The organism is Bartonella gabonensis (assembly GCF_903679515.1).
In the GTDB taxonomy this organism is placed as follows: domain Bacteria; phylum Pseudomonadota; class Alphaproteobacteria; order Rhizobiales; family Rhizobiaceae; genus Bartonella; species Bartonella gabonensis.
The window spans coordinates 1-13,656 of the sequence record NZ_CAHOYM010000015.1; the positions used below are offsets into that span (position 1 = coordinate 1).

Here is a 13,656-nt window from a genome sequence, read left to right on the forward strand (position 1 = left end):
ATATAATATAAGGATTTTAAATTATGGCTTTTATTGCAGACAAGCTGTCTCGTATCAAACCTTCTGCAACAATTGCTGCTTCCCAAAAGGCTCGTCACTTAAAAACATTAGGACGTAATGTTATTGCTTTAAGTGCTGGAGAGCCAGACTTTGATACCCCAGATAACATCAAAAATGCAGCCATTGAAGCTATTCGAAGGGGAGAAACAAAATACCCTCCTATATCTGGAATTCCAGAATTGCGCCAAGCAATTTCTGCAAAGTTTAAAAGAGAAAATAACCTTCTTTATCAACCAGAACAAATTATTGTTGGGACCGGTGGAAAACAAATTCTCTTTAATGCTTTGATGGCAACTTTAAACAAAGGAGATGAAGTCATCATTCCATCCCCTTATTGGGTGAGTTACCCAGAAATGGTCGCACTTAACGATGGTACGCCTGTCTTTTTAGAAACAAAAGCCGAATTTTCTTATAAACTCCAACCACACGAGCTAGAAGCTGCTATTACTCCCCAAACAAAATGGCTCATCTTCAACTCTCCTTCAAACCCATCGGGGGCCGCTTATACATATAATGAATTGAAAAAACTCACGGATGTTTTAGTAAAATATCCTCATATCTATATCCTTTCCGATGATATATATGAACATCTCACGTATGAAGGTTTTACCTTTGTGACTCCCGCGCAAATAGAACCAGCGCTTTATGAGCGTACACTCACAATGAATGGCGTTTCCAAAGCCTATGCAATGACAGGCTGGAGAATCGGTTATGCAGGTGGCCCACAAGAACTCATTAAAGCTATGGATATTATTCAAGGTCAGCAAACATCTGGCACGAGCGTTATTTCACAATGGGCTGCTATTGAAGCACTCAATGGGCCTCAAGACTTTATCGCTAAAAATAAAAGTATTTTTCAAGCACGCCGTGATCTCGTTGTTTCCATGCTAAACCAAACTCCTGGCATTCATTGTCAAACACCCGAAGGGGCTTTTTATGTTTATCCTTCTTGTGCAGAACTTATTGGCAAAAAAACACCGAATGGCCACTGTATTAGGAATGATGAAGATTTTGCTATAGCACTTCTAGAAACAGAAGCTGTTGCTGTCGTTCAAGGATCTGCTTTTGGACTTGGATCAACTTTTCGTATTTCTTATGCAACATCAGAAAATTTACTTGAAGAAGCTTGCACACGTATCCAACGCTTTTGTAACAGTTTAATTTAAAATTTTTAACTTCATCTCTTGCGATTATTTTTTGCCGAATGATTATCTATCTGATAAAATATCGAAAGTTATATCATGAACAGAGCTTATCGATTCAGCAAAAATATTCATGAATAGGGAACTTAAAATTAAGAAATTATAAACTAAATTTATATCGTATAATATTTTCCCTCAAAGTTGAAAATCTATAGAGGTCTTTCATCCTCTTATGAAAATGAACTGATTTAACTTTCGCATCTCTTTATTTTCTCTTGGTAGAAGACAAATCATATTATATTTATCGTCACTTAAGTTATAATAAATGGTATACAGAAAAATATTGATTTATAATAATTCATCGATTTTTAATTTGAATCATCCTCTTTTAAGATTCTCTTATTTCAAATCTGCCTATCTAAAACCGATTAATATCATTGTCTTACATATCAATACGCAAAGTTGATGTATTGGTAAAATACTTAAAGAAAGGAGCAAAAATATCCTCCTTTCTCAAATGCAAGGAAGACCCGACTGAAAGCTGATAAAGCATGATCATACCAACCTGCTTTTCCATAAGTGCAAAAATAGTTTTATAGAGAATCCTATATTATCTTGTTAAAACTTTTATGTAATACTATTCATGGATATCAAAAAGCTTGAGCACACTGACCAATATTTCTTAAAAAAGCACGCGAATTGATAAAGTTTTACATGCTTTATATCACGCGCCTAAAGACAGTGTTTTTATGGTACCATAGAATAAGTCTCTCACAAATTTCTCGTTGAGCTTTAGTATACTTAAAAAAATTTGTTGGATATCCATAAGTTTTGAAATTTTCTCTTATCAATCTTCCCATGCCCTGAAAATTCTAGGTAGTCTTTTAGGAATAAAAAAAGCCGGACAAATGTCCGGCAAATCTGGAAAATCCTCAGAGATAAAATCAATCTGACAGATCTTCGTAAGGGAACACTCAAGAAAATGCAATGGGAGGCAACATAATCAAGAGATAACATTCTATGTCATTTTATAAGCAGAAGCACAATAAAGACTTAAGCGTATCTGCTATGCAATAAACACATAGCTCTATTTTTTCTCAATCTTGTACTACTCTCTTTAAATTAAATAGAAAGAAGTTATCCTCATACGATTATATCATTTTCAGTGTTATAATAACCTTCACATTTGAGAGCATTCATAAAAGATATTTGATCCTTTTTTCAAAGGTATTTATCCAAACGAAAGCCTTCCACCGTATGACCTAAAATGGTTTCAGCGACCTTATAAGAGGCATCCGTTGTGTTCAGGGAGCCAATCCCATAAACTAGAGTGCAGCCCATGCAAAAAAGCTCCAAGTTTATTTTTCTCATATACTTTGATATACAACTCTTAGCAAAGTAACCACAACCTCTAACAAAAAAAATCATTGTGAGATAGCAGACACATTTGTCTCAGTATTTCTAATATCTCTTAAAGGCACGCGAAACTCTGTTATCGTATCCGTCAACCTTTCATATTCTCGCACCAAAGATGGTAGAAACGATAACCCCTCAACCTGATTTTTATGAATATGAAGGAAAATCACGAACTCTTGTAAGAATAAGCAAATACAAAGCCAAAAGTATTACGGTTGTTATTTCGCAAAGTATTTTGTAAAAAGCTGGAATATCTCTCCAATCCATTGCCGACATATCTTGTGTTTTATCGCATTATTTCCCTAAGAAAGCCCGTGCTTATTCTACTGCTTGTAAATCAACATCCACATCTAACGTACCGCAGCATATTTGAAGACGGTTCAACACTTCATAAGCTGTATTAGCTTTTATATGCCAGATGGAAGTGAGCGTATTTCTGTTCTGTGTAATTTCTGTAACGGGAAGGCGCCTAATTTAAGGAAAATATGAAATGGGGTAAAAAAAAACCAACTTATCTCTTTACCATCAGCTTTTAATTCAACCTTTCGATTTTCAAAAGCATCTAAAGCAATATCCTTTAAATAATAGAGATTGCCTATTGCCTTATAATTTTGTTTATCGTGTTCTTTAATGGGGGCACAACCTTCACTTAAAACAGATCGCCATTGCACTGCATATTCACGTGCTTGTTTTAAAGAGACATCTCTCAAAGGCTTCCAAACCCATTTCGCGGCAGCGCTCCCGTGAATGTTATAACTCCCTCCATCTTTACACTTGTGAAGGAGCAAGCCGGCGCCATTACACACTTTGCCAGCTCTAAAATGTTTCAACAGCCCTTGGAACTTCAGACAGTTCAAAAGAGGTGTGTCTTTCTTATACAATTTTTATCGACATGTTCTCCCCACTTGTGATGTGCAAGTAAATAATTTTGAGTGATTCAATATAAATAGGTTTGGAATGAGAGAATCTAAGGTACTCAAGCTGCTAATTCAATATAAATAACGATGGATTACAATTAAAAATCAATAAGTTGTACACTTACAACGTCATTCAATGAATGATTTTAATTGATTCAATATGGGAAAATTTGAAACGAAAGAATATTAGGAGAGTCTTAAGGTGCAAAACAACTCATTGTTCCTTATAAATTAAGGCATGAATATTAAAAAGACCACTGACGCGCTTTTAAAAAAATATAATCTCGAAAAGCATTCAACCTTGCCAAATTCTTTAAATTATAAGGATAACAAAAAAAAGTATCAAAAGAAGGAATATCAACCATATCAGGAAAAAGGCGTACCAAACGCTCATCATTATTGACAATATAATCAGGTAGTACAGCAATCCCAAGATCACGCATAAGCGCATTCTTTATTGAAATAATATTGTTAATTTGTAGGACTGAAAAACGCAAAGATCCATCACTTCTACCAGCTTTTTCTAACCAATTTAAACCAGACAAATAAGGAGGAACAGGTTCACCAAAAGAAATAATACGATGTTCATCGAGGTCAGATAATTTTTCAGGTTTTCCATAATTTGCAATATACTTTTCCGAAGCATAAACATGCATATGAATTGTAAATAATTTTCTTTGTATAAGGTCAGGTTGTTGGGGTTGATGGAGGCGCACAGCACAATCTGCATGACACATTGTCAAATCAAGTTCTTCATCGGAAAGCAAAAGCTGAACCTGCATATCAGGATAAAGACTAAGAAATTCTGGCATACGCTCTGCAATCCACCCAGCCCCCATTCCGAAGGTCGAAGTCACACGCAAATGCCCCGTTGGTTTTGCATAGCTTTCACTTAATTGCAAACGTACACTTTCAAGCTTCATCAAAACATCATGAGCCGTACGATAAAGAGTTTCTCCCTGTTCTGTAAGGATCAAACCACGCGCATGACGCAGGAATAAAGATACCCCAACCTCTTGTTCTAAAGCCGAGACCTGTCGTGAAACTGCTGATTGAGATAGATGAAGCTTTTGAGCAGCATGCGTAAAAGATCCCGCTTCTGCTGCTGCATGAAAAACCCTCAACTTATCCCAATCCAATGGTGGCGCCACAATTAATCCTCCTACCTCTAGATTTTCTATATGCTCAATGAATTATTAACGCTTAGATATATCCAAAAACCGCTCTGCTTCTAACGCTGCCATACATCCCCTTCCCGCGGCTGTTACAGCTTGGCGGAATGTTTCATCTGTTACATCCCCTGCAGCAAAAACACCAGCAACACTTGTTGCTGTTGAATCCGGTGCTGTCCATAAATAGCCACCTCGTTTTTGTTTCAGTTGTCCTTCAAACAGAGAAACAGCAGGATCATGCCCAATGGCAATAAATATTCCCTCTGCTTCCACTTTCATCTCATGACCTGTTTTAACATTTTTCAAACGTGCCCCTGTTACAACAGCTCCCTTTGACCCTTGAGCTGGCAGCCCTACAATTTCTTCGACAACATGATCCCAAAGAACACGTACATTATCGCGGGCAAGCAATCTCTCTTGCAAAATTTTCTCTGCCCGAAATTGTTCTCGCCGATGAACCACGCTTACACTTTTTGCTATATGCGATAAATAAAGGGCCTCTTCAACGGCCGTATTCCCTCCTCCTACAACAATAACATCCTTATCGCGATAAAAAAAGCCATCACATGTAGCGCAAGCAGAAATACCACCGCCCATAAAGGTCTGTTCACTTTCTAAACCAAGCCAGCGCGCTTGGGCTCCTGTCGCAATAATCAGTGCGTCACAAGAATATTGTGTTCCTGAATCCCCATATAAGATAAAAGGATACTTCAATAAATCTGCCTTTGTAATCGCATCATAGATAATTCTTGTTCCCATCTTCTCAGCTTGTTTTGCCATTTGTTCCATCAACCATGGTCCTTGAATGGGGTCAGCAAAACCTGGATAATTTTCGACATCGGTTGTAATTGTCAATTGTCCCCCCTGCTGCAAACCTGTCACTAAAACCGGATGGAGCATAGCTCTTGCCGCATAAACTGCCGCTGTATAACCAGCCGGACCTGAGCCAATAATCAGCAGACGAATATGCGATTGTATCATTAAATGCCCTTTACTTTTTATAACTTCATTATTCTATAAATTATAACGGAATACAGTTTTTTAAAAAAATATTTTTTAATAGCCTCAACTATGTTATATGTATACTCCTTTTCAAGTTTTATGAAAAGGTCTGATTACCAATTCATCAAGGCATGCTAATGTTAAGAATTAATCTTTATCCTATAAAGAGAAAAACGTAAATTCTTATGAACACAAAATCATAATAATAAAGAGATACAAAGATAGGGAACGGTCATTTTTCAGTTTATTATCAATGTTTGTGCACGTTTTGCGTTAATCATGGGAGGAGCGATGCTTTTGCCAATTTTTGTCGATCTGCACGACAACAACCGTAATTGGATAAACTTTCTCTATTCTTGTGCTATAACCACCATGTTAGCAACGCTAATTCTTTTAGCAACGAAGGGAGCTACTTGTCGTTTTTCAGCACGACTTGGCTTTATGCTCACTGTTTGTCTTTGGCTTACAGGAAGTATCGTAGGTGCTTTACCTCTTTATCTTTCCCCTCTTCCTATTTCTTTAGCAGGAGCCATTTTTGAATCTGTTTCTGGCATTACAACAACAGGCTCCACAGTCCTTTCTGGTCTTGATCATTTATCGCGAAGTATTTTGTTATGGCGTTCTATTATATGCTGGATTGGGGGCATTGGTTTTATCGGTTTAGCTCTCTTACTTTTGCCTTCACTGCGCGTGGGGGGCGTACGACTTTTTCATATGGAATCATCTGATAAATCTGAAAAAATATTACCTCGTATCAACCAAATTGCGAACGGAATTATCATCGCCTATGTAGGCCTCACATTGGCTTGTATGCTTTCTTATTTTGCTGCGGGCATGAATTTATTTGATGCCATTAATCATGCAATGAGTACAGTAGCAACTGCTGGTTTTTCAACGCATGATGCTTCTTTTGGCTATTTTTCTGATACACCAGCCATCTTAATTATTTCAACAATCTTCATGTTGCTTTCTGCCTTGCCCTTCGTACTTTATGTTAAATTAGTCCTTCCTGGTCACTCCAAACGCTTCCTTGACCCACAAGTGATTGTTTTTCTTCATATCGTTTTCCTTTTCAGCTTTGCTTTAGCAGCATGGCTACGGTTTCATGACCATCGCGCTTTCCATTTGATTTTTCTTGATGTCATTTTTCATCTTTCATCCATTATTAGCACTACAGGTTACAGCGCTGAAGATTATCAACTTTGGGGACCCTTTGCGCTTGGAATTTTCTTCATTGTTTCTTTTACAGGCGGATGTGCTGGTTCTACTTCTGGTGGCATGAAAATCAATCGCCTCATTATTCTTTGGCGTATTACACAAACAAATATAGAAAAACTTCTGTCTCCGAATGTCGTTGTAAAGGCGCGCTACGATCACTCAAATATATCAAACGATGTTGCTCAAGCCGTTTTGTTTTTTGTCTGTCTTTATATGTTCTGCCTTGTTATCGGAACGGCATTTTTGCTTACAACTGGTCTTGATTTTACCTCTGCCTTTACGGGCGTCTTAACAGCACTTTCAAATGTTGGCCCAGGCTTTGGAGATATTATTGGCCCCGTTGGTAATTTCTCTACAATCAACGATAATGCTTTATGGATTTTAAGTTTTCTCATGTTAGCTGGACGCCTTGAAATCATAACAATTTTCGTCCTTTTTATTCCCGCTTTCTGGCGGGAACAATTCTAATGCATAGAGGATTTTATTCTACCATGATAAGAAATTATCAAGATAAAAAACCGTGAACAGCAAGTGCTAATAACTTTCAAAGCCATAACATATAACACCCTACATTACATTATTGAGCTTCTTTATCCAATAAAATAGATACATAGAACATTCTTTTTTACGAATAATCTCTCATGCAAAAAATATGAATATTTGCTGATAAAAATGTTTTTTCTCTAATAAATCATGGCCTTATAAAAAATAAAATACCATTTATTATAAACTCACAAGCTTATTAAAAAACACCTCACAGTGCTCCTGCCCCCCATTTCACGACAGTCCACATGAAAGATATAAAATGGGCATTATTACTTTTACTTAAATAATAAGGTGCACGTCGATACCACAAAATAAGATATAAATTAGCAGCACTATACTCTTTTCTTTCTGTTAATGTTGTAACAGCTTGTATTTCAGACAATTTATAAAAAACCACAGCTTGTCTTCAATAGTTTTTTCCACCACATGAGATCTTGCAATTGTGATGTGCAAGAGAATAGCTCTCATTGATTTAATATCAATAGATTTGATATGAAAAAAACCTTACAATATTTAAAGCTCTTATTTAAATAAAAAGGGTAAATTATCTATCCTCCCTTCTTGTATGCTTTATCATAAGCCACATATCGCTCTCAAGCGTATATATTTTTACTCTTTTATCTAAAATTTTGCGAACTCCTTATAGCGTTCTAATAAAGACAAGATAAATTTTATAAAATAACATTTATATCATTGAGTTATTGATAATTATGAAACAAACTTTAAGGGAAGCACTTTTTATTATTCTTCAAGAAGATTTTGAATATAGTATTAAGGTATTTTTTTCGCAAACAGTTCTTTGTAAACACTTTCAATTTCGCTTGCTTCTTTTTCCAAAGGAAAATGCGTACGAACATGGGTTAAAGCTTTCTTTCCGGCTGCCAATGTTTTTTCTACATCAGCAAAATAAGGTTCAATAGCTGCCGTTAAGGCTTCCCCATCTCCTACTTTAACCACTAATCCTGTTCCTTTCACCACCAATTCTTTAAAAATTCCGACATCACTTGCTACCACAGCTGTTTGTGATGCCATTGCCTCTAATGGTGTTAAACCAAAACCTTCCAAACGAGAAGGTGTTACATAAAGCGATAAACGACGATACCACAAAGGTGTGTCTAGAATCTCACCAAGGAAAATAATGCGATCTTCCAGGCCAGCTTTAGTAACCTTTTGGCGTAATTCTTTTTCAAAATGATAATGTTGCTCTGTCGTACGACCAGCGATAATCGCTGTCCACTCTGGGTAGCGTGGCAATAATGCTATCATGGAATCAACAAATAAATCTGTTCCCTTTGAGCTGCGCACACGCCCAAAACACCCTACCGCATATTTTCCTGGAAACCCAGACGAAGAAAAACAATCATCAAGAGTCTGTGGTGGTGTAAAACGTCTCACATCTACCCCATGCATAATAACCTTATGCGGCACTTCTAGATAAGCGCCCGTATGTGTACTGGTAGCAATCACTCTATCCATACGGCGAATCAACCATTTGGTAAAAGGCTTATGATGACGTTGTGAAGCCGACGTAAAGATAAGTTTCAGCTTCATCTTCAAGACATCACGCAAAAAGATCCCACAAAGCATCTCAATATTGCGCCTTGCATGCCAAATGCGAAACAACTTCCCTTTCGGACTTTTCCAAAGTCCGAAAAGGTCCCTAAAGGCAAGAGCTGGCAATTTTTTTGGTAGTCCAAACCCCAAAGTGGATATACGCACACCCTGTTCGCGCTGCAGTGGAACGAGCTGAATAATCGTAGATGTTACTCCCGATAAACGCCTTTTAAAATGAGGCGCAATAATCTCAGTTTCTTCCAAAGACACACGCATAATTATTGAGATATTTAGATATACTGAACCTTAATGATTTCGTAATTATGCGCACCACCGGGCGCATTCACTTCAATCACATCACCCTCTTGCTTGCCAATAAGCGCACGCGCAATCGGTGAAGAAATAGAGATTTTACCAATTTTTACATCAGCTTCTTGATCCCCTACAATCTGATATACCTTTTTTTCTTCAGTATCCTCATCCAAGAGTTTAATAGTCGCTCCAAATTTGATTTTGTCGCCTGAAAGACGAGAGACATCTATAACTTCTGCCCGCGCGATATAATCTTCAAGCTCATTAATACGCCCCTCATTATGACTTTGTGCTTCTTTAGCTGCATGATACTCGGCGTTTTCTGACAGATCACCATGAGCACGAGCCTCAGAAATTGCTTCAATAATTCGTGGACGTTCCTGTTGTTGACGCCAACGCAACTCTTCTTTAAGACTTTCAAAACCAGCTGTAGTCATCGGAACTTTTTCCATAATCCGTCCCTTTCTATTATACGGAAGGTTTAATAAAAATACAAAAAACGGCTTCCAAAATTACTTCTGGAATCCGAAAACTACGATCTTTTTCATTATATAGCACAGTATCCCTGTTTTCCATATAAAAATAAATAAAGGGAACAAAACATGCACTAATAGTGTTTAAAACATCTCATTTTGGTGTTTAAAACGTTAAACTTCACTCTCCTAACTTCAAAATCTCATAAAGAAGAAAGAATTGTAATTTTTTTTATTTTATCATAGTCTAGCAAAGGAAATCATATGGGATAGGAAAAGAGAAGGATAATTTCTAGAGAAGTTCTTTGCAGAAAAATGAAAAATTTCGTCATTTTTTTTATGTTTGGCTCTTTCTTATTAGCCACAAAAATGTCTGAAGCAGCAGATGCCTTTGTGACAAAAAATCTTAATTTCAGAACAGGACCTAGCACTCAGTATGCACTTTGTGGCTTAATATCTGCTGGAGAATTGGTTTTTGTTAAAAATTGTAAAGGAAATTGGTGTCATATCCGATATAACACTCAAATAGGTTGGGTGTCATCTCGTTATCTTTCATTTAAAGACGGAAATGATCTTTATCACACATACACAATGTCTTTAGTTCCCAAATAGACCACATATGATTATTCTCCATAACAGCCATAATAACTTATGCCCTCTTGAAGATCATCATGGCAAGAATGCAATAGTGTTCCACGAACGACCACCAATATACCCCCTCCAAAGAAATATTTCGAGGAATTTATATTAATAGAAAAAACTTTATCAATATTCTCATGAAAGCGCCAGTAAACCAAAACAAACCTGTTCAATAACGTTTTGCTGTTATCGTAATGAAATTGTAAAAATTAGTATTCCCTTTAAAATCACCAGTACTTTTCTATCAAAGGATACAACAATGAAAAATGGTGTCACTGCAACCGTAGAAGCTCTTTCTGCTCTCATTGCTTCAGGTAATCCTCTTTTTAAAAATGGTGCGTTATGGACACCTCACCGTCCTATTTATCCTGAAAAATCTGAAGGTGGTATTCCCTTTCAACTTGAAACATCTTTTAAACCGGCGGGAGATCAACCTCAAGCCATTAAAACTCTGGTTGATGGAATTGAAAAAGATGAACAAACACAAGTGCTTTTGGGAGTTACTGGCTCTGGAAAGACCTATACAATGGCGAAAGTCATTGAAAAAACCCAACGTCCAGCTCTCATCTTAGCCCCCAATAAAACTTTAGCGGCGCAGCTTTATGGGGAATTTAAAAGATTTTTTCCTCACAATGCTGTCGAATATTTTGTTTCCTATTATGACTATTATCAACCGGAAGCCTATGTTGCACGTTCTGACACTTATATTGAAAAAGAATCCTCTATTAATGAACAAATCGACCGAATGCGTCATGCTGCAACACGCGCCGTCTTAGAGCGTGATGACGTTATCATCGTTGCATCTGTCTCTTGTATCTATGGAATTGGTTCCGTGGAAACCTATACGGCGATGACTTTCCAAATAGAAAAAGGCGAAAAACTCAATCAACGAAAATTCTTGGCTGATTTAGTTTCTCAACAGTATTATCGACAAGACATTAATTTCGTTCGTGGTTCCTTTCGTGTGCGAGGAGATACCATTGAAATTTTTCCTGCTCACCTTGAAGATCGTGCTTGGCGTATCTCGCTTTTTGGTGATGAAGTAGAAAAAATTACCGAATTTGATCCTCTAACAGGACAAAAAACAGATGACCTTCAATCGATTAAAATTTATGCCAATTCACACTACGTAATACCGCGTCCAACCTTAAATCAAGCAATGAAATCGATCAAAAGAGAACTGGGACAACGTCTTGATGAATTGAATGCTGCTGGACGTCTTTTAGAAGCACAACGCTTAGAACAGCGTACAATTTTTGATTTAGAAATGTTAGAAACTACAGGTTCATGTCCGGGGATTGAAAATTATTCACGTTATTTAACAGGACGAAATCCTGGTGAACCACCACCAACCTTATTTGAATATATTCCACTCAATGCTCTTGTTTTTATCGATGAAAGCCATGTAACGATTCCCCAAATTGGTGGCATGTATCGCGGTGACTTTCGCAGAAAAGCAACCCTAGCAGAATATGGTTTTCGCCTACCTTCTTGTATGGACAACCGTCCTTTGCGCTTTGAAGAATGGGATGCCATGCGTCCACAAACAATTGCTGTCTCAGCAACACCTGGACGCTGGGAAATAGAACAATCTCACGGCATTTTTGCTGAACAAATTATTCGCCCAACAGGACTTGTTGATCCAGAAACAGAAGTTCGTCCAGCACGCACCCAAGTCGATGATGTTGTGAGTGAAATTCGTAAAACAATTCAAAAAGGCTACCGTACATTGGTCACTGTGCTGACCAAGCGTATGGCTGAAGATTTGACAGAATATCTCCACGAACAAGGCATTCGGGTACGCTATATGCATTCTGACATTGATACATTAGAGCGTATTGAAATTCTTCGTGATCTGCGACTTGGTACCTTTGATGTCCTCATTGGGATCAACCTTCTTCGAGAAGGCTTGGATATTCCAGAATGTGGTTTTGTTGCCATATTAGATGCCGATAAAGAAGGTTTTTTGCGTTCAGAAACCTCGCTCATCCAAACCATCGGACGTGCCGCACGCAACGTAGATGGTCACGTTATTCTTTATGCAGATACCATTACGGGCTCTATAGAACGTGCTTTACAAGAAACGAAAAGACGTCGACAAAAACAGATAACCTATAACGAAAAACATCATATTACCCCAACCAGTATCAAAAAAAATATCGACGATATTCTCAATGCAGGAAGTGAAAACCATCAAACTCTTACAAATATTTCTAATTTTATTACGCAAAGTGATATGGATCGTAACAATTTAGCAAGCCATATTCAATCTCTAGAAAAATCAATGCGTGCAGCAGCTGCTGATCTTAACTTTGAAGAAGCAGCACGGCTTCGTGATGAAATCAAACAACTCCAAAAAATAGAACTCGCAATTGCGGATGATCCCTTACCAGATCACCGTGAACAATCTATCCATGCTCCCATGATACAATCAAATTTTTTTACAAAGCCAGGTCTTGATCACATGGGCCCAACAATGGATACTGGTATTTTAAAAAATCGAAAGAGCAAAAGCAGATCTCACCAAAACACTCTTAAGATAACAACAAAAAAACACAAAAAAAAACCACCCAATCAATAATCTAAAGCTCTTCAAAGCATTTACAATCAATCTTATCCCTATCAAATCTTCATAAGATCACAGGAAAAAGTACTACTCCGCAAATAAATACCCTAAATGTCAATACCCACTACAGTTGAATAAATAAGCAATTTCAGAAAATGCTTTTTCATTGTCTTCGTCTTCGCACACAATCCAGCTGCTTTAAATATCCATCAAACGTGAAAACGACTTTAAAACTTCTCTCAATTCTAAAGTGCTAGCAGCGAAATAAAAGAATACCTTTTCATATCTCAAAACTCCCCTATATAGCGTGATAAAGAATATAAAGCCGTGCTTTTATCATCAGCCTCTTACAAAGCCATTAAACAAGACAACATTCTTTATAAATCATGCAAGTAAAAACAGAATTTATCATGTTCATATGAATCTGTAATAATAAGAGTAATATTTATTTTTCCTATTTCTATCGTTTATTTTAAACGATTATAAAATAAAAAAAAGATAGAAGCATTATTGTACATCAAATTATATTACAATAATCAAAAATAAAAACTATCAATACAACATTATAAATCAAACAAAATAGGGTATATTTTGCAAACAAAATTTTGTCACGATTTTATGTATATTTATACTGATATT

The 13,656-nt window shown here is 36.9% G+C and carries 10 protein-coding genes; 4 read left to right on the top strand and 6 right to left on the bottom strand.

Annotation, left to right across the window (positions count from 1 at the left end):
* Nucleotides 1–23 precede the first annotated feature (23 nt).
* Nucleotides 24–1,226, top strand: coding sequence for a pyridoxal phosphate-dependent aminotransferase (locus tag HWX04_RS04245; protein ID WP_175868970.1), 1,203 nt, complete (start codon nucleotides 24–26; stop codon nucleotides 1,224–1,226).
* 1,799 nt (nucleotides 1,227–3,025) lie between these two features.
* Here HWX04_RS04245 and HWX04_RS08565 read toward each other — a convergent pair.
* The 3 genes from HWX04_RS08565 to trxB form a co-directional block, all read right to left on the bottom strand.
* Entirely contained in the window at nucleotides 3,026–3,424 is a 399-nt protein-coding gene (locus HWX04_RS08565; RefSeq protein WP_246257424.1) for a hypothetical protein, read from the bottom strand.
* A 356-nt stretch (nucleotides 3,425–3,780) separates the two neighbouring features.
* The gene (locus HWX04_RS04255; protein WP_175868971.1) at nucleotides 3,781–4,686 is read right to left on the bottom strand and encodes a LysR family transcriptional regulator; all 906 of its coding nucleotides are present in this window, start codon (nucleotides 4,684–4,686) and stop codon (nucleotides 3,781–3,783) included.
* 45 nt (nucleotides 4,687–4,731) lie between these two features.
* A complete protein-coding gene (trxB, locus tag HWX04_RS04260; protein WP_175868972.1) occupies nucleotides 4,732–5,688 on the bottom strand; it encodes a thioredoxin-disulfide reductase in 957 nt (318 codons plus the stop codon).
* Nucleotides 5,689–6,000: 312 nt separating this feature from the next.
* Here trxB and HWX04_RS04265 point away from each other — a divergent pair, with 312 nt between their 5' ends.
* The gene (locus HWX04_RS04265; RefSeq protein WP_175868973.1) at nucleotides 6,001–7,395 is read left to right on the top strand and encodes a TrkH family potassium uptake protein; all 1,395 of its coding nucleotides are present in this window, start codon (nucleotides 6,001–6,003) and stop codon (nucleotides 7,393–7,395) included.
* 286 nt (nucleotides 7,396–7,681) lie between these two features.
* On the opposite strand, the gene HWX04_RS04270 is transcribed toward HWX04_RS04265, so the two are convergent.
* The 3 genes from HWX04_RS04270 to greA all read right to left on the bottom strand — a co-directional run bounded on the left by HWX04_RS04270 (nucleotide 7,682) and on the right by greA (nucleotide 9,791).
* Nucleotides 7,682–7,870, bottom strand: a complete 189-nt coding sequence (locus HWX04_RS04270; RefSeq protein ID WP_175868974.1) for a hypothetical protein — start codon at nucleotides 7,868–7,870, stop codon at nucleotides 7,682–7,684.
* 374 nt (nucleotides 7,871–8,244) lie between these two features.
* On the bottom strand, nucleotides 8,245–9,303 hold the full coding sequence (locus HWX04_RS04275) for a glycosyltransferase family 4 protein (protein WP_175868975.1): 1,059 nt from the start codon (nucleotides 9,301–9,303) through the stop codon (nucleotides 8,245–8,247).
* Nucleotides 9,304–9,317: 14 nt separating this feature from the next.
* Nucleotides 9,318–9,791: a transcription elongation factor GreA gene (gene greA, locus HWX04_RS04280; RefSeq protein WP_005773808.1), complete on the bottom strand. Its 474-nt coding sequence runs from the start codon at nucleotides 9,789–9,791 to the stop codon at nucleotides 9,318–9,320.
* A gap of 336 nt (nucleotides 9,792–10,127) precedes the next feature.
* Between greA and HWX04_RS04285 the strand changes: the two genes are divergently transcribed.
* Both HWX04_RS04285 and uvrB read left to right on the top strand, forming a co-directional pair.
* A complete protein-coding gene (locus HWX04_RS04285; RefSeq protein ID WP_175868976.1) occupies nucleotides 10,128–10,424 on the top strand; it encodes an SH3 domain-containing protein in 297 nt (98 codons plus the stop codon).
* A gap of 286 nt (nucleotides 10,425–10,710) precedes the next feature.
* On the top strand, nucleotides 10,711–13,032 hold the full coding sequence (gene uvrB, locus HWX04_RS04290) for an excinuclease ABC subunit UvrB (RefSeq protein ID WP_175868977.1): 2,322 nt from the start codon (nucleotides 10,711–10,713) through the stop codon (nucleotides 13,030–13,032).
* Nucleotides 13,033–13,656 lie beyond the last annotated feature (624 nt).

Excerpts from the sequence above, each read along its gene's own strand:
- trxB (WP_175868972.1), bottom strand. The coding sequence starts at position 5,688 with ATGATACAATCGCATATTCGTCTGCTGATTATTGGCTCAGGTCCGGCT.
- HWX04_RS04285 (WP_175868976.1), top strand. The coding sequence starts at position 10,128 with ATGAAAAATTTCGTCATTTTTTTTATGTTTGGCTCTTTCTTATTAGCC.
- greA (WP_005773808.1), bottom strand. The coding sequence starts at position 9,791 with ATGGAAAAAGTTCCGATGACTACAGCTGGTTTTGAAAGTCTTAAAGAA.
- HWX04_RS04245 (WP_175868970.1), top strand. The coding sequence starts at position 24 with ATGGCTTTTATTGCAGACAAGCTGTCTCGTATCAAACCTTCTGCAACA.
- uvrB (WP_175868977.1), top strand. The coding sequence starts at position 10,711 with ATGAAAAATGGTGTCACTGCAACCGTAGAAGCTCTTTCTGCTCTCATT.
- HWX04_RS04275 (WP_175868975.1), bottom strand. The coding sequence starts at position 9,303 with ATGCGTGTGTCTTTGGAAGAAACTGAGATTATTGCGCCTCATTTTAAA.
- HWX04_RS04265 (WP_175868973.1), top strand. The coding sequence starts at position 6,001 with ATGCTTTTGCCAATTTTTGTCGATCTGCACGACAACAACCGTAATTGG.